The 21323-nt window shown below is 57.2% G+C and carries 19 protein-coding genes; 12 read left to right on the top strand and 7 right to left on the bottom strand.

Annotated elements, in window-relative coordinates:
- Positions 1-14 precede the first annotated feature (14 nt).
- Complete coding sequence (locus N1689_RS05690; protein WP_222924012.1) at positions 15-731, bottom strand: ABC transporter permease; 717 nt, start codon at positions 729-731, stop codon at positions 15-17.
- Positions 732-1123: 392 nt separating this feature from the next.
- Between N1689_RS05690 and N1689_RS05685 the strand changes: the two genes are divergently transcribed.
- Positions 1124-2590, top strand: a complete 1467-nt coding sequence (locus N1689_RS05685) for an MDR family MFS transporter (protein ID WP_260058230.1) — start codon at positions 1124-1126, stop codon at positions 2588-2590.
- Between the two features lie 39 nt (positions 2591-2629).
- Here the strand turns inward: N1689_RS05685 and N1689_RS05680 are convergent, their stop codons facing one another.
- A complete protein-coding gene (locus tag N1689_RS05680) occupies positions 2630-2926 on the bottom strand; it encodes a DUF1161 domain-containing protein (protein ID WP_161735904.1) in 297 nt (98 codons plus the stop codon).
- 45 nt (positions 2927-2971) lie between these two features.
- Positions 2972-3295 (bottom strand): DUF1283 family protein, encoded by a 324-nt coding sequence (locus tag N1689_RS05675; RefSeq protein ID WP_013357904.1) that lies wholly within the window; start codon positions 3293-3295, stop codon positions 2972-2974.
- 133 nt (positions 3296-3428) lie between these two features.
- Between N1689_RS05675 and N1689_RS05670 the strand changes: the two genes are divergently transcribed.
- Positions 3429-3755: a YnfA family protein gene (locus tag N1689_RS05670; protein ID WP_260058455.1), complete on the top strand. Its 327-nt coding sequence runs from the start codon at positions 3429-3431 to the stop codon at positions 3753-3755.
- 31 nt (positions 3756-3786) lie between these two features.
- Here the strand turns inward: N1689_RS05670 and ydfG are convergent, their stop codons facing one another.
- Entirely contained in the window at positions 3787-4533 is a 747-nt protein-coding gene (gene ydfG / locus N1689_RS05665) for a bifunctional NADP-dependent 3-hydroxy acid dehydrogenase/3-hydroxypropionate dehydrogenase YdfG (protein WP_260058453.1), read from the bottom strand.
- Positions 4534-4934: 401 nt separating this feature from the next.
- Between ydfG and guaD the strand changes: the two genes are divergently transcribed.
- Genes guaD through dcp form a run of 5 tightly spaced genes read left to right on the top strand, consistent with a single transcriptional unit; the run spans position 4935 to position 12924 of the window.
- The gene (gene guaD, locus N1689_RS05660; protein WP_260058229.1) at positions 4935-6263 is read left to right on the top strand and encodes a guanine deaminase; all 1329 of its coding nucleotides are present in this window, start codon (positions 4935-4937) and stop codon (positions 6261-6263) included.
- A complete protein-coding gene (gene xdhA, locus N1689_RS05655; RefSeq protein WP_260058227.1) occupies positions 6260-7702 on the top strand; it encodes a xanthine dehydrogenase small subunit in 1443 nt (480 codons plus the stop codon). The genes guaD and xdhA overlap by 4 nt, the downstream gene beginning before the upstream one ends.
- Positions 7692-10058, top strand: coding sequence for a xanthine dehydrogenase molybdopterin binding subunit (gene xdhB, locus N1689_RS05650; protein WP_260058225.1), 2367 nt, complete (start codon positions 7692-7694; stop codon positions 10056-10058). Before xdhA ends, xdhB begins: the two co-directional genes overlap by 11 nt.
- Positions 10045-10821, top strand: coding sequence for a xanthine dehydrogenase accessory protein XdhC (gene xdhC, locus N1689_RS05645; protein ID WP_253421955.1), 777 nt, complete (start codon positions 10045-10047; stop codon positions 10819-10821). Before xdhB ends, xdhC begins: the two co-directional genes overlap by 14 nt.
- A 60-nt stretch (positions 10822-10881) precedes the next feature.
- Complete coding sequence (dcp, locus tag N1689_RS05640) at positions 10882-12924, top strand: peptidyl-dipeptidase Dcp (RefSeq protein ID WP_260058223.1); 2043 nt, start codon at positions 10882-10884, stop codon at positions 12922-12924.
- Positions 12925-12966: 42 nt separating this feature from the next.
- Here dcp and hpxO read toward each other — a convergent pair whose 3' ends face one another.
- Positions 12967-14124, bottom strand: a complete 1158-nt coding sequence (hpxO, locus tag N1689_RS05635) for an FAD-dependent urate hydroxylase HpxO (RefSeq protein WP_260058221.1) — start codon at positions 14122-14124, stop codon at positions 12967-12969.
- A 628-nt stretch (positions 14125-14752) separates the two neighbouring features.
- Here hpxO and N1689_RS05630 point away from each other — a divergent pair.
- From N1689_RS05630 to N1689_RS05610, 5 genes are all read left to right on the top strand, one after another.
- The gene (locus N1689_RS05630; RefSeq protein ID WP_260058220.1) at positions 14753-15934 is read left to right on the top strand and encodes a glycosyltransferase family 4 protein; all 1182 of its coding nucleotides are present in this window, start codon (positions 14753-14755) and stop codon (positions 15932-15934) included.
- A gap of 67 nt (positions 15935-16001) precedes the next feature.
- Positions 16002-16247 carry a hypothetical protein gene (locus tag N1689_RS05625; RefSeq protein ID WP_161734815.1) on the top strand — a complete coding sequence of 82 codons (246 nt, stop codon included), beginning with the start codon at positions 16002-16004 and terminating at the stop codon, positions 16245-16247.
- A 30-nt stretch (positions 16248-16277) separates the two neighbouring features.
- Complete coding sequence (gene ampC / locus N1689_RS05620) at positions 16278-17432, top strand: class C beta-lactamase (protein WP_260058218.1); 1155 nt, start codon at positions 16278-16280, stop codon at positions 17430-17432.
- 87 nt (positions 17433-17519) lie between these two features.
- Complete coding sequence (locus N1689_RS05615; protein ID WP_161734809.1) at positions 17520-17972, top strand: antitoxin Xre/MbcA/ParS toxin-binding domain-containing protein; 453 nt, start codon at positions 17520-17522, stop codon at positions 17970-17972.
- Positions 17972-18469, top strand: coding sequence for an RES family NAD+ phosphorylase (locus N1689_RS05610; RefSeq protein ID WP_222924021.1), 498 nt, complete (start codon positions 17972-17974; stop codon positions 18467-18469). Before N1689_RS05615 ends, N1689_RS05610 begins: the two co-directional genes overlap by 1 nt.
- Before the next feature lie 13 nt (positions 18470-18482).
- On the opposite strand, the gene N1689_RS05605 is transcribed toward N1689_RS05610, so the two are convergent.
- Both N1689_RS05605 and N1689_RS05600 read right to left on the bottom strand, forming a co-directional pair.
- The gene (locus tag N1689_RS05605) at positions 18483-20306 is read right to left on the bottom strand and encodes a glycoside hydrolase family 15 protein (protein WP_260058216.1); all 1824 of its coding nucleotides are present in this window, start codon (positions 20304-20306) and stop codon (positions 18483-18485) included.
- A gap of 92 nt (positions 20307-20398) precedes the next feature.
- Positions 20399-21292 (bottom strand): SDR family oxidoreductase, encoded by an 894-nt coding sequence (locus tag N1689_RS05600; protein WP_260058215.1) that lies wholly within the window; start codon positions 21290-21292, stop codon positions 20399-20401.
- Between the last annotated feature and the right edge of the window lie 31 nt (positions 21293-21323).

Here is a 21323-nt window from a genome sequence, read left to right as displayed (position 1 = left end):
AAAGCTCCTTGTGGTCAGGCCGCAGCGTGCGGACTCAGAAAGCGGCCCAGCGCGGCCAGCATCATATCCAGAACCAGTGCCACCAGCGCAGTAGCAACGGCACCCAGAATCAGTGTCGGAAAGTCATTCAGATAGATACCCGGGAAGATCAGCTCACCAAAGCTGCTGGCACCAATCAGGAAGGCCAGTGGCGCGGTGCCGACATTGATGGCGGTGGCGATGCGCACGCCTGCCAGGATCACTGGCATCGCGTTGGGCAGTTCAACCTGACGCAGACGTTGCCATTTGGTCATGCCGATGCCGTTGGCGGCCTCAATCAGCGACGGAGGAACTGCGCTCAGACCGGAGAAGGTGTTGCGGACGATGGGCAGCAGCGACGCCAGAAACAGCGCAATCAGCGCCGGACGGTCGCCAATCCCGATGATAACCATCGCCAGTGCCAGTACCGCGAGCGGTGGCAGAGTGTTACCGACATTGAAAATCTGCATCACATACTCGGCCCAGCGACGCGCAAACGGGCGACTGAGCAGGATGCCGCTGGGAATACCGACCAGCAGAGCGAACAACATTGACCAGAAAACTAAGAAGAGGTGTTGCTGCCCGAGATAAAGCAGATCGACTTTACGTGCGACCAGCTGATCCCAGCCTAAGCCCCAGATCAGTACTGCGATCACCGCGACCACTGCAAGCAGTGCCAGACCGGCGCGTCGGGCCAGTGAAGCATTTTGCATAGGAGAATCTCCCTGATGACGATCTCAATTGTTATAACAACCATAAACAGCCCGACAGGTGCGACAAAAACTGCCGCCGCGCCCAAAACAGAAACTGCGATAAAATGTAGATAAAATGACTGTTTATCCACTCTTTTTCAGTAAATACCGAACAAGATGGGGTAATGCTATAGCAGGCCTTTTTTGCACAAGCCAGCTTTTAAGCCATCTATCAGGCAGATAGAAACAGGTTAAAAGTGTGTTAAAGCCGCGTAGCCGCTGGGCTAATGCAACAATAAAAAATATTCATCGACTTTAGGTGACACCGTCACAGATGGCGCAGAAGATGCGCACGCGCGGGAAACTGCTTTGGCTGTTTTTGAGCTAGCCTTGCAGATTAAAAAAGGAACCCTATGACTGAAAGCGCACAACTCCAGACCGGGCATCGCCACTGGATCTTAATTGCCTGCATGCTGGCAATGTTTATGGCGGCCATTGAAGTCACTATTGTGGCCACTGCGATGCCGACCATTATTGCTGACCTTGGCGGTTTTTCTCAGTTTGGCTGGGTCTTCTCAATCTATCTGCTGACGCAGGCGGTCAGCGTGCCGCTTTACGGGCGGCTGGCGGATATGGTGGGTCGGAAAACGATGTTATTTGTCGGCACCGCCATCTTCCTGGTGGGATCGGTGCTGTGTGGCTTTGCCCACACCATGACCTGGCTGATTCTTTTCCGGGCGTTTCAGGGCCTGGGAGCGGGCGCGATTATGCCGCTCAGCTCCACCATTGTGGCCGACATCTATTCACCGCGTGAACGCGCCAGCGTGCAGGGCTGGCTCTCCAGCGTGTGGGGTGTGGCGGCGATAGTCGGGCCATTGACCGGCGCCTGGCTGGTGCAGCACTTTAGCTGGTCGGTGATTTTCTGGGTCAATCTGCCGATAGGCCTGATCAGCATGCTGATGCTGGCGCGCTGGTTACCGGCGCACCAGAAGGAGGAGACAGCGAAGCCGCTGAATCTGGCGGGCAGCAGCTGGCTGATGCTCTGCGTGACCGCGTTGCTGATTTCGCTGTTGCAGGCTGAACAGCTTGGCGTCTGGCTGGTGCCGTTCCTGCTTTTCTCCCTGTTCGCGGGCTGGCAGCTTAAACGCCATGAGCAGCGTTCAGCGGCACCGCTGTTTCCGCTAATCATCTGGCGCAGCCGGCTTATTGTGGCGGGCAATGCGGGCAACCTGATTATCGGAGCGGCTATGATGGGCATCAGTGCGTTTCTGCCCACCTGGATTCAGGGGATACACGGCGGCTCACCGTTACAGGCGGGCAGTGTGCTGGCGATGATGTCAATTGGCTGGCCGCTGGCCAGCACGCTGAGCGGCAGGCTGATGCTCCACACGTCCTACCGCTTTACCGCCCAGCTCGGCGCGCTGTTGCTGGTCGCTGGCAACGCCTTGCTGCTGTTCCTGCAGCCCGCCAGCTCCCTCTATCAGGCAGGCTTCACGGCGTTTCTGATTGGCACCGGCATGGGGATGACCACTACCACCTTCCTGGTCTCTGTGCAGAACCAGGCGGACTACCAGATCCGCGGGATCTGTACCGCGTCTATCATGTTCAGCCGGATGATCGGGTCGGCGGTGGGGACGGCGATTATGGGCGCGGTGCTGAATCTCAATCTGCAGTGGCGACTACCGCAGGTGCAGGATCCGGTACAGCAGGTCATGTCTGAATCCAGTCGTCAGCAGTTACAGCCGGAAAACCTGCAGCAGATGGTGGCGGCGATAGCCGTCTCACTGCACTGGGTGTTCGTAGTCGCACTGGTCATTGCGCTGTTTGCGGTGGGGGTGGCATGGATGATGCCGCGTCAGCGGCCGGAACAGGCGGACTAGCTGGCAGGGCGACAGGATGTCGCCCTGGTTTGACGTTGACTACTGTGCTGGCGCGTCCTGAGAACTGCCGGCACTGGCAGGGACGCTGGCTTCATCGTCACGGCCTGTTCGCTTGTAAACAATCTTCTGTGTGTCGTTTTCACAATGTCCGACGACCTGACCGCCCGCCTGATCAACCTGATCGTTGGCAACAACGTCGAGACTAAAACCTGATTCAGGCACACCGTTCTGAATGATTTTCTGACTGATATCGGCTTTCACCGATTCACAGGATGCCTGCGCCATCAGCGGCAGAGATAAAAACGCCGCGCTTAACAAAACCCTCTGTAGCTTCATCACGTCTTCCTTATGTTAGTCGTCCGTCATTACTATAGCTCAAATTTACGGCGCTACCGGGCGACCTGAACGGCGATCCAGGCAACGCAGGGTGTTAGGTTCCCAGTACGCGTTGAGATTGAGGCTCTGCTCGCACTTGTCTCGGGTATCAAAGGCGCGGTCGGTTTTATCAAACTCTTTTTCGACGCGGGTGTTTACTTTGTTGCGCAGCATACGTGTGTCATTCCATTGCTCTTTGTCCTGACGCGCTGCTTCATTGCTCAGCGCAGAACTGCCATCTTCAATGATCAGACGGTTAGTATTCGCAGTGGCAGTCAACGCCGCGGTAGAGAGCAGCACCATCAGCACGGCAGGGATCATTTTTTTCATCACAATATCCTTTAGTTAACGCAAACATCGCCATCCGGGACGGCTGTTGCAGCGAGTTCTCATAGTATATCATCGCCGTTTCTTTGCTCACCAGCGGTGAGTCGTTTGTTTACGTTCAGGAGAGGTAAGGGTGCTGATTAAGACCGCCTTGCTGTTTTTTATAACCGCGCTGGCGGAGATCACCGGCTGCTTTCTGCCGGGGCTATGGCTTAAAAAAGGGGGATCGGCGTGGCTGTTACTGCCTGCCGCGGCCAGTCTGGCGCTGTTTGTCTGGCTGCTGACTCTGCATCCGGCTGCCAGCGGACGAGTGTATGCCGCCTACGGTGGCGTCTATGTGCTCACCGCACTGCTCTGGTTACGGGTGGTGGATGGCGTGAAGTTAAGTGCGTGGGACTGGAGCGGGGCACTGATTGCCTTTAGCGGCATGCTGATCATCGTCATGGGCTGGGGACGCGGTTAACGCCAGCCATCATGGCTGGCGCGGCAGAGGTTTACGGCTTATGTACTTTAAGACCCGCCAGCGTCTGGCTGACCGGCATCATCTCCAGACTATTGATATTGACATGCTTAGGCAGCGTGGCGACCCACCAGACTGCTTCTGTCACATCCTCTGGCGTCAGAGCAGTAGCGCCTTCATAGACCTGACCGGCTTTGTCATCATCGCCTTTGAAGCGCACGTTGGAAAACTCGGTGCCGCCAACCAGACCCGGCTCAATGTCGGTCACACGCAGCGCGGTGCCGTGCAGATCGGTTCGCAGGTTCAGGCTGAACTGGCGCACAAAGGCTTTGGTCGCCCCATAAACGTTGCCTCCGGCATACGGCCAGCTGCCGGCAATGGACCCGATGTTGATGATATGACCTGCATCCCGCTCCACCATCTGTGGCAGCAGGGCACGGGTCATATAGACCAGCCCCTTGGTGTTGGTGTCGATCATGTTTTCCCAGTCTTCCACGTTAGCCTTGTGCGCAGGCTCAATGCCCAGTGCCAGACCGGCGTTATTAACCAGCACGTCGATATTGCGCCATTCGGCCGGTAACTGTGCCACCGCCTCTTCAATAGCGGCACGGTTACGCACATCCAGCTGCACGGTATAAAGGTTGTCGCCCAGCTCATCCTTCAGCGCTTTCAGACGTTCAGCGCGTCGGCCGGTCGCAATCACTTTGTGACCGTTCTTAATAAAGCGGCGGGTGATGCTTTCACCAAAACCGGCAGTCGCGCCGGTGACAAAGATAATCATCTCACTGTTCCTTATGCCATTTTCAGAGTCGATGGCTTCACCATAGCATTTCATTTCTGCTTCTGCGCGAGGAAAAGCAGCCTGGCCCGTAAACGGATTTTAACGGGCATCCCGCTGCGCCTTTTCAGGGCAGTCTGCACCGCAAAAGGGCAGATTGTCAGGCAACAGGCCATACTCACATTAAGTCATCCGGGCAATATCGAATCGCAACCGTTTGCATCGGCTTCGCAAACGGTTGCGACGCTAACGAAGGCCACCTTTGTTGCGCAACGCTTAACTTTTGTCGATAGGGTTTTGATTTTAAAGGGTTTTGTTGTATTTCAGATCTGGCACGCAGGTTGCAAGATTTTTACAGAGATTCATCTGCAGATAATCAATCGCGCTTTCAGAAAGGACATACCATGCTATCAGCAACCGATATGGCGATACGCGCCAGCTTTTTTGACTTCACAGGCGTGGTGGATCATCCCGACGACCTGACCGGAAAGGCTCGCTATCTGGAGGATGGCCTGCTGCTGCTGCGTGACGGACACGTGGTTGGGCTGGATAGCTGGGAGAACAGCGAGGCGAGGCTGGCGGGTCAGCCTGTTACCGATATGCGCGGCAAACTGATTGTGCCTGGCTTTGTCGATACCCACATTCACTATCCACAGACGGAGATGATTGGTGCCTTTGGCGAACAGCTGCTGGAGTGGCTGAATCACTACACTTTCCCGGTTGAAGCGCAGTATCACTGCCCGGATCACGCCGCAAAGATGTCCGCCTTTTTCCTGCATCAGCTGCTCTCCAACGGCACCACCAGCGCGCTGGTGTTTGGCACCGTGCATCCGCAATCCGTCGATGCGCTGTTCAGCGCGGCCGAAGCCCTGAACATGCGGCTGATTGCCGGCAAAGTGATGATGGATCGCAATGCACCCGACAATCTCATCGAAACCCCGGAACAGAGCTACCAGCAGACGCGAGCGCTGATTGAGCGCTGGCACAAGCGTGGACGGCTGAATTATGCACTGACACCGCGCTTTGCGCCGACCTCATCCCCGCAGTTGCTGGAGAAAGTGCAGCAGCTGCGTCAGGCGTTTCCGGATACCTGGCTGCACACTCATCTCAGCGAAAACCCGCAGGAGGTTGCCTGGGTAAAAGAACTGTTCCCGGAGCGCGAGGGTTATCTGGATGTTTATCATCATTACCAGCTGACGGGTCGCCGCAGCGTCTTTGCGCACTGCCTGCATCTGGAAGAGCAGGAATGGCAGTGTCTGCACGATACCGATTCCTCCATTGCCTTTTGTCCTACCTCAAACCTGTTCCTCGGCAGCGGCCTGTTTAACATTAAACGCAGCTGGCAGCAGGGCGTGAAAACAGGCATTGGCACCGATGTCGGCGCAGGCACCACCTTTAGTATGCTGCAGACCCTGGGCGAAGCCTACAAGGTAGGCCAGCTGCAGCACTACCGGCTCAGCGCCGCCGAAGCCTTTTATCACGCCACGCTGGGCGGGGCGCACGCGCTGGATCTCGACCATGCAATCGGGAACTTCAGCGTCGGTAAAGAGGCGGACTTTGTGGTGCTCGATCCGGCGGTCTCTGCGCTTCAGCAACTCCGCATCGGCAACAGCAAAGACATCTGGGAAAAACTGTTTGTATTAATGACGCTGGGCGACGACCGCAACATTGCCCAGACCTGGGTCGGTGGTCGTCCGGTCTGGCAGCGCGATGCACAGGAGCAAGCCACATGATCCAGTTTCTGTTAAATAACCAGCTGGTCAGCGAAGACGCGCTCGACCCGAATCTCACGGTGCTCAACTACCTGCGCACTTGTCAGCATCGGCCTGGCACTAAAGAGGGCTGCGCCTCCGGCGACTGCGGTGCCTGCAGCGTCACGCTGGGTAAAGCTGTCGGCGGTGAGATGCAGTATGAAACGATCAATAGCTGCCTGACGCTGGTCTCCGCGTTACAGGGCAAACAGCTGATCACGGTTGAGGATCTGCGCCACGGTCGCGCACTGCATCCGGCGCAGCAGGCAATGGTCGACTGCCACGGCTCACAATGCGGATTCTGCACGCCAGGCTTTGTAATGTCGCTCTTCAGCCTGCAAAAAAAGTCAGCGGGCTGGGATCGGCATCAGGCGGAAACTGCGCTGGCGGGCAATCTCTGCCGCTGCACCGGCTACCGGCCAATCATGGCTGCGGCCGAACAGCTCTGCTCGCAGCCGGTCAATGACCAGTTCGATCACAGTGCCGCCAGCACCGTACAGCGGCTGGCGGCGCTGGCCACTCCCGAGATGCAGGAGATAGGCGTTGAGGGTCATCGCTGCTTTCTGCCAAAAACTCCATCCCAGCTGGCCGCAATCTATCAGGCACATCCCGATGCGAAGCTGATTGCGGGTGGCACCGATCTCAGCCTGCAGATCACCCAGCAGCATAAAAAAATACCGCTACTGATTGCACTTGAGCAGGTTGCCGCGCTGAAAGTCTGCAGCGAATTTGACGATCACTATCTGCTGGGTGCGGGCGCATCGCTACAGCAGGTTAGCGAGTTTCTTGCCAGCCGCATTCCCGGCGTCAGCGAGATGCTGCAACGCTTTGCTTCACTGCAAATCCGTTTGCAGGGGACACTCGGCGGTAACATCGGTAATGCATCACCCATAGGGGACGCGTCGCCGGTGCTGCTGGCCCTCAATGCCAGCTTGCTGCTGCAGCGCGGTGAGCAGCAGCGGAGCCTGCCGCTGGATCAGTTCTTTACCGGCTATCGCCAGACGCAGCTGGAAAAAGGGGAGTTTATCCGCGCTATTCGCATCGATAAAGTGACGGTGTCACCAGATTTTGTTGCCTGGAAAGTCTCTAAACGGCTGGATGATGATATCTCCGCCGTGTTCGCTGCCTTTAATCTGCAGATGGAACAGGGCGTGGTAAGTTCCGCCCGTATCGCCTTTGGCGGCATGGCGGCCACACCGCAACGCGCCCGGCAGTGTGAACAGGCGCTGGTCGGTCAGCTGCTGAGTTCCGTGACAGTGTCACGAGCAGCCGCCGCGCTGGCAGAAGATTTCCAGCCGCTTTCTGATTTCCGTGCCAGCAGTAACTACCGCCTTCAGGTGGCACGCAATCTGCTCCGCCGCTACTGGCATCGCCACAACGGCGAAATCACCTGCCTCGAGGTCTCCCGCTATGTCTCATAACCGTCCTGAACTCAACGAAGAGGTGATCAAGGCGCAGTATGCCGCGGATTTACAGAGCGGCGTGGGTCGCAGTCATCGTCATGAGAGCGCGGAAAAACATGTCTCCGGCGAGGCGCGTTTTATCGACGACAAGCCGGAATTGCCTGGTCTGCTGCACCTCTGTCCGCGCCTGAGTGAGCATGCTCATGCGCGCATCCTGCGCATAGATGTGCAGCCCTGTTATGCCGTGCCCGGCGTGGTGAGCGTATTAACCTGGCAGGATGTGCCGGGCATCAATGATGTCGGGCCGCTGGAGCCGGGCGATCCGCTGCTGGCACATGACAAAGTAGAGTACCTGGGGCAGATCGTGATTGCGGTGGCGGCGGAATCCCCTGACGCTGCGCGTCTTGGCGCGGCCGCGGCAGTGATTGAGTATGACGTGCTGGAACCGTTGCTGGATGTGGAGCAGGCGCTGGCGCAGGGCAGCTTTGTGCAGGAACCGCACATTCACCAGCGCGGGGATGCAGACGCGGCACTGGCACGCGCGCCGCATCGGGTCAGCGGATCGTTCCATATCGGCGGCCAGGAGCATTTCTATCTGGAAACCCAGACGGCAATGGTCATTCCTGGCGAAGATCAGCAGTTGCAGGTCTTCTCCTCAACCCAGAATCCCACCGAAGTGCAGAAGCTGGTGGCGGAAGTGATGGGCATCAGCCTGAATCAGGTGACCATCGATATGCGCCGGATGGGCGGCGGCTTTGGCGGTAAAGAGACACAGGCGGCCGGGGTTGCCTGCCTCTGCGCGATCGTGGCGCGTCAGACCGGCCGGGCGGCAAAGATGCGGCTCTCACGCCGCGACGATATGCGCGTCACCGGCAAACGCCATCCGTTCTTTGTACGCTACGACGCGGGCGTTGAAGAGGACGGGCGTCTGTGCGGCATCAGAATCGATCTTGCCGGCAACTGCGGTTATTCGCTGGATCTTAGCGGATCAATCGTCGATCGTGCCATGTTCCACGCCGATAACGCTTATTACCTCGGCGATGCGCTAATAACCGGCTATCGCTGCCGCACCAATATGGCCTCGAATACCGCCTATCGCGGTTTTGGCGGACCGCAGGGCATGGTGGCGATTGAACAGATCATGGATCATATCGCCCGCGACCGTGGACTGGACCCACTGGCGCTGCGCAAGCGTAACTATTACGGCAAGCAGGAGCGTAACATCACCCATTACCACCAGCAGGTAGAGGATAATCTGCTGGATGAGATCACTGAACAGCTGGAGCTGAGCAGCGACTATCAGGCACGGCGCGCGGAAATCACAGCGTTTAACGCCCGCAGTCCGCTGCTGAAACGCGGCCTGGCGCTGACGCCGGTAAAATTCGGCATCTCCTTTACCTCCAGCTTCCTCAATCAGGCGGGCGCGCTGATTCTGATCTATACCGACGGCACGGTGCAGCTTAACCACGGTGGCACCGAAATGGGCCAGGGACTGAACACCAAGGTGATTCAGATTGTTGCCGAAGTGCTGCAGATTGAAACCGATAAAATCCAGATTACCCCCACCGACACCGGCAAAGTGCCCAACACTTCGCCGACGGCGGCCTCCAGCGGCGCTGACCTTAACGGTAAAGCAGCGCAAAACGCTGCGGAAATCCTGCGCGACCGCATGACCGCCATGCTCTGCGAACTGCATCAGTGCGATGCGGCGGCGGTGAGCTTTCGTAATGGCGTAGTGCGCGCTGGCGAAAAGCATTATACCTTTGCCGAGGTAGCGAAGCTGGCGTGGCTCAATCAGGTGCCACTCTCTGCCACCGGCTATTATCGCGTGCCGGGGATTCATTACGACCGGCTGGCCGGGCGTGGCACGCCGTTCTACTACTACGCCTTTGGGGCTGCCTGCTGCGAGGTGGTGATCGATACTTTAACCGGTGAATCCCGCCTGCTGCGCGCCGATATTCTCCATGACGTCGGGGCCTCGCTGAACCCTGCCATCGACATCGGGCAGGTCGAAGGGGGCTTTGTGCAGGGCGTCGGCTGGCTCACCTGCGAAGAGCTGGTATGGAGTGACAAAGGCCAGCTGCTGACCGATGGTCCGGCAAGCTACAAAATTCCCGCCATCAGTGACGTCCCGGCAGATCTTCGGGTGACGCTGGTGGAGAACCGCAAAAACCCGAAAGACACAGTGTTTCACTCCAAGGCCGTAGGCGAACCGCCGTTTATGTTAGGGATAGCCGCCTGGTCTGCTCTGCAGGATGCGGTCGCCAGCGTCGCCGGTTACCAGCAGCACCCTGGGCTGGATGCGCCTGCGACACCGGAGCGGATCTTCTGGGGCGTGCAGCGCCTGACGGGAGTTGTTGATGATCTATCATGACTGGATCGGCGTGCTGCATCAGCTGCGTGAAAAACGCCAGAGCTGCGTATTGATCACCGTGCTCAGTGAGCACGGTTCGGTGCCGCGTGACAGCGGCAGCAAAATGGTCGTCACGCAGCAGGAGAGTTTTCTCACTATCGGTGGCGGTCATCTGGAGTTTGCGTGCATCGCTCAGGCCAGGGCGATGCTGCAGAGCGGGGCAACTGCGCCCCACATCGAGGATTTCAGCCTCGGCGCGCGGCTCGGACAGTGCTGTGGCGGCAAAACCACACTGCTGTTTGAGCCGCTGCTTCAGGCGCAGCCGGAAATTTACCTGTTTGGCGCGGGCCATGTCGGACAGGCGCTGGTGAATCTGCTGGCGACGTTACCCTGTCACGTAAACTGGATCGATAGCCGTCCGGCGCAGTTCAGCCACGTTCCCGCTGGCGTGATGACACTGCAGCCGGACGATCCGCTCGACTGTGTGACCCAGGCGCCTGCGGGCAGCTACTTCATCATCATGACCCATCATCATCCCCTCGACTTCGATTTGTGCGAGGCGGTGCTGAAGCGCGGCGATTTCCGCTATGCCGGGGTGATCGGTTCTGAAACGAAAAACCAGCGTTTCCGCTACAGGCTGGCAGGCAAGGGTGTGGCAAGCGAGCCGCTGGCGCGCCTGCGCTGTCCGATTGGCCTGCCGGACGTCAAAGGCAAGCTGCCCGCCGAGATTGCGGTGGCGATTGCCGGGGAAATCATCAGCGTGTATCAGCAGCAAATCGCCTGAGTTGCGCTTTCGCGGCAACCTGTCAGGATAAGACTTTGCGATGCCCACCAGGAGCGAACCATGAACGCCCGTCAGAATCCCTTCTTTAGCGTCAGCACACTGCCTTATCAGGCGCCTCCCTTTGACCAGATTGAGGAGCAGGATTTTCTGCCCGCGCTGCAGGCGGGCATTGAGGAGAAGCGTCAGGAGATCGAGGCGATCGCACTGAACAGCGACGCGCCCAGCTTTTTCAACACTTATGAGGCGCTGGAGAGGAGCGGACAACTGCTCAACCGGGTGAATCTGGTGTTCAGTGCCATGACCTCGGCGCATACCAGTCCGTATCTTCAGCAGGTGGATGAGGAGATTGCGCCTCAGCTTACCGCGCTCAACGATGACATCATGCTGAACCGCCCGCTGTTTTCGCGGCTCGATGCGGTCTATCTGCAGCGCGCTAAACTGGATGCTGAATCAAAACGGCTGGTCGAGGTGATCTGGCAGCGTTTCCAGCTGGCGGGGGCCAATCTGCCGGAAGCGCAGAAACAGCAGCTTAAGGCACTGAATCAGGAGGCGGCCCGCCTCAGCACCCGCTTCACCAACAGACTGCTGGCCGCCACTAAAGCGGGTGGGCTGGTCGTCGATGATCTGCAGAAGCTGGAGGGACTCTCACCGGCCGATCTGGCGGTGGCGCAGGCGGAAGCGCAGGCACGCGGACTGGAAAAGCGCTGGCTGTTGGTGCTGCAAAACACCACCCAGCAACCCGCACTTCAGAGCCTGGCCGATCGCGCAACCCGTGAAGCGCTGTTTAAGGCGGGCGTGACGCGCACGGAAAAAGGCGATGAGAACGACACCCGCGAGCTGGTATTACGTCTGGCGCAGGTCAGGGCGGAGCAGGCGCGGCTACTGGGATTTGCCAGCTATGCCGAGTGGAAGTTACAGGATCAGATGGCCAAAACGCCTAAGGCGGCGCTGGCGTTTATGCATAACATCGTGCCTGCCGCGCGCGGTCGTGCGGAGCGTGAAGCGGCGGCTATCCAGCAGACCATCGACCAGCAGCAGGGCGACTTTACCCTGCAGGCCTGGGACTGGCGTTTTTATGCCGAACAGGTGCGGCGTGCCCGTTACGATCTGGATGAGAGCCAGATTAAGCCCTACTTTGAACTGAATTCAGTGCTGCAGAATGGCGTGTTCTGGGCGGCGACGCAACTCTATGGCATCCGTTTCACGCCGCGACAGGATCTGCCCGTTTACCATCCCGACGTCCAGGTCTACGAGATTTTTGACGCCGATGAGACCCCCCTGGCGCTGTTTTACACCGACTTCTTTAAGCGCGACAGCAAAGGCGGCGGCGCCTGGATGAGCAACTTCGTCAACCAGTCTACGCTGCTCGACAGCAAACCGGTGATCTACAACGTCTGTAACTACACCAAGCCGCCAGCCGGTGAACCTGCGCTGCTGAGCTGGGACGACGTTATCACGATGTTTCACGAGTTCGGTCACACGCTGCACGGTCTGTTTGCCAGCCAGCGCTATCCGAGCCTGTCGGGAACGGAAACCCCGCGCGATTTCGTTGAGTTTCCTTCGCAGATCAATGAGCACTGGGCCAGCGAGCCAGCGGTGTTCCGAAACTATGCCCGTCACTATCAGACTCATGAGCTGATGCCTGCTGAGCTACATGAAAAGATCGTCCGGGCCGCGACGTTCAATAAAGGCTATGAGATGAGCGAACTGCTGGCTGCCGCGCTGCTGGATCTGCACTGGCACAGCCTTAACCGTGATGCCGCACCGCAAAGCGTAGAAGGGTTCGAGCAGCAGGCGTTGCAGAGCGACAATATGGCGCTGTCGGCGGTGCCGCCGCGCTATCGTTCCAGCTATTTCCAGCATATCTGGGGCGGTGGTTACGCCGCAGGTTATTACGCCTATATCTGGACGCAGATGCTCGCCGACGATGGCTATCAATGGTTTGCGGAGCATGGCGGACTGACCCGTGAAAACGGCGACATCTTCCGGCAGAAGATTCTGTCACGAGGTAACAGCAGCGATCTTAAAACGCTGTATGAAAGCTGGCGGGGCGCAGCACCTCAGCTTGAGCCCATGCTGAAGAATCGCGGTCTGGCGAATTGATAATTAAAAGGGCTGTCATGGTGACAGCCCCTGTTTTTTTGGTCAGCCCAGCGGGCCGCCTTCGATGGTTTCGCACATTCCGGCCAGCACTCGCTCACCGGTTTCGTTTTTCAATGACTGATACCACTCCGCCGTGACCGCCGGGTCGCGCGCATGAGTCACGTCACAGCGTTTGCGTGCCTTCAGCACCAGATCTTTTACCCGCTCAACCCGTCGCGCCTGATAGCGCAACAGGGCATCTTCTATACCCAGCGAATGAGAGGCCAGCGTCGCGGCCAGCACGACGGCATCTTCCATCGCCGCACAGCCACCCTGACCAATATCGGGCGTGGTGCTGTGGGCCGCATCACCAAGCAGCGCTACACGCCCTTTGACAAAGCGGCTGAACGGTTCAATGTCGTGGATCTCAACCCGGTTAGTGGTGTCGGGATGAATTGCCGCAATCAGTTGCTGCACCGGCTCCGCCCAGCCCTGGAAGTAGCCGGTCAGGTCCGCTTTCACCGTGCTGCGATCCTGCGGCAGTCCCTTCGGTAGCGGCACATCAAAGAAGAAGTAGAATCGATTGCCGCTGACCGGCATCAGTGAAACACGCTTACCGTCACCAACAAAGGTGGTCCACTGATCGGCGGGCGCAATATGTTCGTCTATGGTGACCAGGCCATTCCAGTTAACGTAACCGGCATAACGTCGTTCCAGCTTCTGCTCCAGCACATAGTCGCGGACGACGGAATGGGTGCCATCGGCGGCAATCAGAAAATCGCCGTGCGCCTGACTGTTGTCAGAGAAAGTGGCGATGACGCCATTTTCAGTCTGTTCGACCTGGATCACCCGCTTGCCAAACTGCACCCGTTCTCGTCCGAAGGTATCAATCAGCATCGCCTGCAGTTCTGCTCGTGCCACCGGACAGGGATATTCGCCCACCTGCTGCACCAGCGGAGCCATGCTGAAGCGGGTCAGGGGCGCACCGGTTGCGCCGTCGTGATAGGCCATATAGGCCATATTGCCGCCCAGGTTACGTAGCGCGGTTTTCATTCCCAGCGCATTCAGGCATTTAACGCCATTGGGCCAGATAGAAATCGCCGCGCCGACGGGTTTCATCGCCTGAACGGCCTCAAACACCTCAACGTCGATCCCGGCTTTCTCCAGCGCAATCGCGCTGCTCATTCCGCCAATACCGCCACCAATTACGATTGCTTTCATAATGCTCTCCTGTCTGCATGGAGAGACTCCTGCAACTTTTGTACCAGAGAGGTGGCTACGCTGGGGTTTGCTACAAAATTAAATTAAAACATGGATTTACTTTCATTCTTGCGGTGTGCGGCAGGCAACCTCTTTCTGATGTGATGCACTTAAATGTGGCAACTCAGGGAGCCAGAAGAGTGCAGATGTGATCAGGCTGCATCTTTTGTTTCATCATTTGTTTTATGGTCGCTATCAGGTTTCCGGGACATTCATCAGTCAGTGAGAGTCGACATCCCGTTATCCCGCGCCGTAAATTACTTTAAAAGTTGTAAACTAAATAACTATCTCGCTTTGATAACATTACTAACAAATAATTAAACATACACATAATAAATGGCGCAGGTATTGCCCGGGAAAACCTTGCCTTATTCAACAGGCAGTTGGGCTGAAACAATTAAACATACCTGTTAATAAAAAATGCAGATTCATAAAAAGACACAGTTATGACTGTTTTATCACCGGGCGCAATCATTAGCAAAACTGTGCAAGCCACAGCAGAAAGGGCTTTTAGGAAATTGCTCAGACTTATCCGCCGCGATCGCGTGATATAGATCACTCTGGACATAAAGGACTCTGGAAGACGATCATGAAAATTGGAATCACGAATAACCAGTATCCGGAGCAACGTAATATCTTAGTTAATCCGGATAACGACTATATAAATCTGAAAAAGAGCAATCTGTTCTATTTTATTAATCCGTTACGTACCCGATTGCTTAAAAAGAATAAAACCTTTGTCTTTCAGCCTGTGCCTTTTTCCGGGGCATCGCGGGCTGACATCCTTCATCTGTTCAACGAAGTCGCCATCACTCAGCAGAAGTGGGTCGCCTCGTTTGAAACCGAGCTGCCGCGCGTGTTGCCGGTAGCGGGTGTTGCCAAGCAGGATAACCCTGAGCTGCAACGGCTTATTCCTTATCTGTTAAAAGATAACTGTCTGGGGCTGATTGCCATCTCAGACGCTACGCTGAACATTCAGATGAAACTGTTCAAACCGGATGTTGCGCAGCAAATCCGCCGTAAAACCCTGGTGCTGCATCCGCCGCAAAAGCTGTTCGTTCAGCAAAAAACGCCGCGTCAGCCCGGTATTCTGAAGCTGATCTTTGCCGGTAATGAGTTCTACCGTAAAGGCGGGGCGGAAGTGGTGCTGGCAATCAGTGAGCTGATTGAAGAGCACCGGCTGGACGAGTCGCAGCTGGATCTGCAGCTGATTGGCGATCTCACCAAACGTCGTAATGTTGCTCACCGTCAATTCCAGGATGCTGATGCTTTTTGTCGCGACATTGAGAACCGCATCAAGCGCTATCGCTGCATTACGCATCATTCACAGATGGAAAACAGTGCGCTGATGCAGCTGTTCCGTCAGAGCGATGCCGGTTTATTACCGACCTGGCAGGAGACTTACGGTTTCTCCGTGCTGGAGATGCAGGCCAACGGCTGTCCGGTCATCACCAGCAACGTGCGTGCGCTGCCGGAAATCAATCCTGCCAATGCGGGCTGGGTCATTGCGAGTCCGCTGAATCCCGATCGCGAATACAGCATCACCTCGGCAGAGCAAAAATCGCAGTTGCGCCGGTCGCTGGTGGACGGGCTGAAATCGACGCTGCTCGCCATCATTGAACGTCCTGAAATATTGCAGGAGAAAGGGGACGCGGCCATTCTGCGTATCAAAGAGCAGCATGACACCCAGCGTTATATCGCCCGGCTCAATGATATCTACAGTCGTGGCGTGATGAATGTCACTCAACACCCTCCTGGGGTCTCAATTTGATGAGATTTCTCTGACGGCGCGCGCCAGACTGGCCATACTTAGTGCTGCGTACCTCAGGAGAAATGTTATGAAAATTATCCTCGCTCTGCTGCTGTCCGGATTACTGGGCAGCAGCGCCTTCGCTCAGCCTGCACCGATTTTTCCGGCCCGCGCGCCGCTGGTGCAGTTGACGCCCGTCGCTGACCGCTGCGATCTCTCCACCTGTCAGACCAATTGCTACGTAGAGCAATCCCATTGCAACACCCGGGATAGCGGTGCCTGTAGCTCAAAGGCTCAGATGTGCGTACAGGCCTGTTCCAGCCAGTGTAAATAATTCGATTCAGTGAAGAACGCTTAGTTAACAATGAAAAAGTCCTTTTTTTACCTTGCTTTATTTTCTCTCTCTGCCAGCTGTGTTGCCGCCGATCTCTCCTCACAGCAGGTCACTTCTCTGGTTAAAGCCGTGATCGAACCGCTGATGGAGCAGCAGGCGATCCCCGGTATGTCGGTGGCGGTGCTTTACAAGGGCCGGGCGCAGTTTGTGAACCTCGGCGTGGCCGATCTTGAGTCACGCCGCCGGGTTACGGAAAACACGCTGTTTGAACTGGGGTCGGTGAGTAAAACCTTTACCGGCACCCTGGCCGGAATCATGATCCGCAACGGCGAAATCCGTCTTAACGATCCGGTACAGAAAGTCTGGCCTCAGCTGACGGGTGAGCAGTGGCGTCCGGTGCGGATGCTGCATCTGGCGACCTATACTGCGGGCGGCCTGCCTCTACAGCTGCCCGATGAGGTGACCGATCAGGCTTCGCTGCTCCGCTTCTATCAGAACTGGCAGCCAGAGGCAGCACCCGGTCTGCAGCGCCAGTACTCTAACGCCAGTATCGGTCTGTTTGGCTCGCTGATGGTGAAGGGCGATTATGAGCAGGCGATGGAGCGACATGTGTTTCAGCCGCTGCGCCTGACGCGCACTTACATTACCGTGCCGCCGTCGATGATGCTGAACTACGCCTGGGGCTATAAAAATGGTCAGCCGGTTCGGGTTTCCCCCGGCATGCTGGATGCCGAAGCCTATGGCGTCAAATCCACCGCGCGTGACATGCTGACCTTTATGCAGGCCAACGTCGATCCCAACCGGTTGTCGGCGGGCAATGCCGTATTGCGCAATGCCATCCGCACCGCGCAGTCGCGCTATTTTAACGTCGGGAGTCTTTACCAGGGGCTGGGCTGGGAGATCTACGACTGGCCCGTCGATGCTGAGACGCTGCTCAAAGACAACGATAATGGCGTGGCGCTGAAACCGCGTCCGGCGACCCTGATCAATCCGGCCGGACCGTCGCAGAGCGCCAGCTGGGTGCATAAAACCGGCTCTACTAATGGATTTGGTGCCTATATCGCTTTTATTCCTGAGCAGAACAGCGGCATCGTGCTACTTGCCAACAAAAATTACCCCAATCCGCTTCGCATCCGCGTAGCGTGGCAGATTCTGCAGGCGCTCCGGCAGGGTACGGCTGAATAATACGCCTCACGCCTGCTCAGCCCGAGCAGGCTGGCACCCTCTGTTCATTTGCGCTAAAATGAAAATCAAATGAACAGGAGGGCTGCTATGTCCATCGCCATCTACACACCCGCTCAGCATCAGCACAACCGTTCGCTCCTGCACGCCCTGAACCTGCCGGAAACGCTGCCTGATGCACACCAGCGTATCGCAACAGGATTCAGCAGCGGCGTGCTGAAACGCACCGCGTCATTGTCCACCTTTGATGAGGGCTGGCTGTGCCGTCTGGCGGGCATCGATCGCACCACTTATAACCGTAAAGTCAAAGATCCGCAGCAGACCTTTTCGCCCGATCAGAGCGGACGGATCTATATGTTGATCCGCGTCCTTTCTGCCGCCAGCACCCTGTTTCGAGACGACAGAGAGCGGCTGGTGCAGTGGCTTGAAACGCCCGCCAAAGCGCTGGGCGGTAAAAAACCAGCCGAAATGACCACCACGGTGGTGGGCGCTGAAGCGGTGATTAACCTGATTGGTCAGCTTGAGCATGGCGTGATCACCTGATGGCGGTGCCTTTCTTTCGCCTGGTGAAGCGTGAGTATGCGATGACCGCCTTTGATGGGTTCGGTGCCCGTACTTATGGCGGGCGCTGGAATTCTGTGGGAACGATCTGTGTCTATATGGGATCGAGCCGGGCGCTCTGTGTGCTGGAGGCGCTGGTGCACCTCACCATTCAGGATCTGGCGCATGACTACACAATGCTGGCGATTAACGTACCGGAATCGCTGATCACAGAGCTTTCGCTGGCGGCGTTACCCGCTGACTGGCAGGCCGATCCTGCACCATCTTCTACCCGACAAATTGGTGATGACTGGCTCGCCAGCCCGGACAACGGCCTGGTGCTCAAGGTGCCGAGCACGCTGACGGGTGAATGGAACGCGCTATTCAATCCCCGTCATCCGGCGGCAGCGGGCATCATCAGTAAAGTGGTGGCAGAACCGTTTTTCTTCGACCCGCGCTTCCGGCTGCAACAGGACGCCGGTTCCCTGACCTCCCTGTAACATGAGTGATGCATCATGCTGACGACTGCGATTCCGATAACGCCTGCGCCGCACAGATCAATGCCAGATGGCTCAGCCCCTGCGGCATATTGCCTCGCCAGCTCTGACTGCGGACATCATACATCTCATTGAAGATATCGACGTTACCGTGGCCGTTCAGCGTATCAAGAATCTCCTGCATCGCCTGTTCCGCCTGGCCGGTCTCGCCCATCTCTGCCCATGCTTCTACCAGCCAGAAGGCGCAGGCGAGAAAGGTACTCTCTTCCTCTCTGACGCCGCTGTAGCGATAGAGCATGGCGCTGCCGTCGCCCAGCGCCTGCTGGATTGCGCGGTAGGTCGAAAGCATCCGCTGCGGATTAACCGCGTTGCCGTAGCCGTGAACCAGCGCCAGCGATGCGTCGAGGCGATCGTCACTGCCGGCGTAAAAGAGATAAGCCTGCTGTTGCTCTGACCAGCAGTGCGACTCAATCCAGTCGCGAATGCGGTCACGTTCCCGCTGCCAGCGTCCCAGCCAGGTCGGTTCGATATGCTGGCTTTCGGCCAGCGCGACCGCCCGGTCCAGCGCCATCCAGCAGGCCATCTTGGAGTGGGTGTAATGTTGCAGCTCCGGCAGTTCCCAGATGCCGCAATCTTTCTGCCGCCAGTGATCGGCGCAGCAGTTTGCCAGCTCACCCAGCATGCGCGAGGTGGTGATATCCAGTACGTGTCCCGCTTCAATAAAGTGCTGTGCGGTGACCAGCATGTCGCCATACATGCTGAGCTGCAGCTGGTCGCGGGCGTTGTTGCCAACCCGCACCGGCTGAGAGTTTTTATAGCCGCTCAGCGGCGGATAACGCTCGGCGGGCACCTCATCGCCATTCAGGGCATAGCAGGCCCGCAGTCTGACACCGTGACGCATAATGGTCTGCGACAGCCAGGAAAAGGCCGCCTTACAATCTTCCAGCGCCCCGATATAGACGAACGCTTTAATAATCAGGCAGGCGTCGCGCACCCAGGCGTAGCGGTAATCATAATTTTTCTCGCCGCCGATACCTTCCGGTAAGGAGGTGGTCGCGGCAGCGGCCAGCGCACCGGTCGGAGAGTACCAGAGAAACTTCAGCGACAGGGCAGAGCGCTTTACCAGTGCCGGATAGCTGCCAGCGTAACGCAGGCTCTCCACCCAGCTGGTCCAGCCGGTGTGACTGGTTTCGATCCGCTGATCGATAGCCTCCAGTGGCGGCACCGCCAGCGGCTCTTTTTCGGTCACCAGCAGCGCGCAGAGCGATCGGGAACCGGCCGTTGTGCGCAGCGTGGCGCAGACCTGCTCATCATCCAGCTCGGTTATATGAATATCTTCGCTGGTGCGAAACATCGCCATGATCTCCGCGATGTGAAATACCTTGCCTTTCTCATTGTCAGCCACCCAGGGCGAACGGGTTTCAGCGGCAGTGCCGAAACGCAGGGTGATCGCTAATTCCACCTCCCCGCTGACGCCCTCAATGCGACGCGCCAGTTCACACCACGGCAGACGGCCCGCCAGCGTGCTGTTGATTGATTCCGTCAACAGTACGCTGCCGCTGTCCGTTTCGAAACGGGTTTCCAGCACATTGCTGTTGTCACGGTAGCGGCGCGAAACCTGATAGGGCGTGCGCGGCACGATCTGAAAGTAGCCACCGAGTCCGGCATCAAGCAGGCGATCAAACAGCGGTTTCGCATCGAGATTAGGCGCGCACCACCAGTCAATAGCCCCATCCGGCGCGATCAGCGCCACCGAGCGGCCTTCACCAATGGCGGCATAATCACCCAGACCCGCAAAGCCATCTTCTCTGACCGGCGAATGAATGATCGGGTTTTGCATGGTCTGCTTCCTTATTTCACTGTAACGAGAATTCTTCTGTGGGCAAAAACGGGACAAAAAAATGGCCGCGTTATGCGGCCATCAGAGACAATTTACAGCGTGCCGGTGCCGCCATCAGAGCACCAGACCTGACCGGAGGAGTAGCTGCTTTCGGTTGAGGCCAGGGTAACGTAGAGTGGGGCGATCTCAACCGGCTGACCGGGACGGCCCATCGGTGAATCGGCACCAAACTGCTTCACTTTTTCCATCGGCTGTCCGCCGCTGGATTGCAGTGGCGTCCAGTATGGGCCTGGCGCGACTGCGTTGACGCGAATACCGTCGCCACCCAGCTGCTTAGCCAGCGATTTGGTGAAGGCAACGATACACGCTTTGGTCTGCGCATAGTCGAGCAGAATATCGCTGGGTTTAAAGGCCTGTACTGATGAAGTATTAATAATCGACGCACCGCGTGGCAGATATTCCAGCGCCGCTTTGGTGATCCAAAACATCGCATAAACGTTGGTTTTAAACGTTGCGTCAAAATCTTCCGTACTCAGAGTACGAATGGACTCATTAAATTGCTGACGACCGGCGTTATTCACCAGAATATCCAGACCGCCTAATTTATCAGCGGCGTCTTTCACCAGCTGCTGACAGAATTCTTCAGAACGAATGTCGCCGGCAATAGCGAAAACTTTACGGCCTTCCGCTTCGATTAATTTAATCACTTCATCGGCATCGGGCTGTTCTTCCGGCAGGTAGTTAATCACCACGTCTGCGCCTTCACGGGCATAAGCGATGGCTACAGCGCGGCCAATTCCGGAGTCACCGCCGGTAATCAGCGCCTTACGGCCGGTCAGTCGGCCAGTACCGCGGTAGCTGGTTTCACCGTGGTCGGGAACCGGGATCATCTTGCTGGCCAGGCCTGGCGCCTGTTGTGGCTGGTCCTCAAACGGAGGCTTAGGAAATTGATCCAGATCGAGCGTCTTGTTAGTTGGTGTAGCCATTGTATGCTCCTTGAACAGAGTTATCTGAGAC

It is taken from the genome of Pantoea sp. XY16, assembly GCF_025153065.1.
GTDB classification, from domain to species: domain Bacteria; phylum Pseudomonadota; class Gammaproteobacteria; order Enterobacterales; family Enterobacteriaceae; genus Pantoea; species Pantoea alfalfae.
Note: the sequence above shows the minus strand (reverse complement) of the source record. Positions and strands in the feature narration are given on the sequence as shown.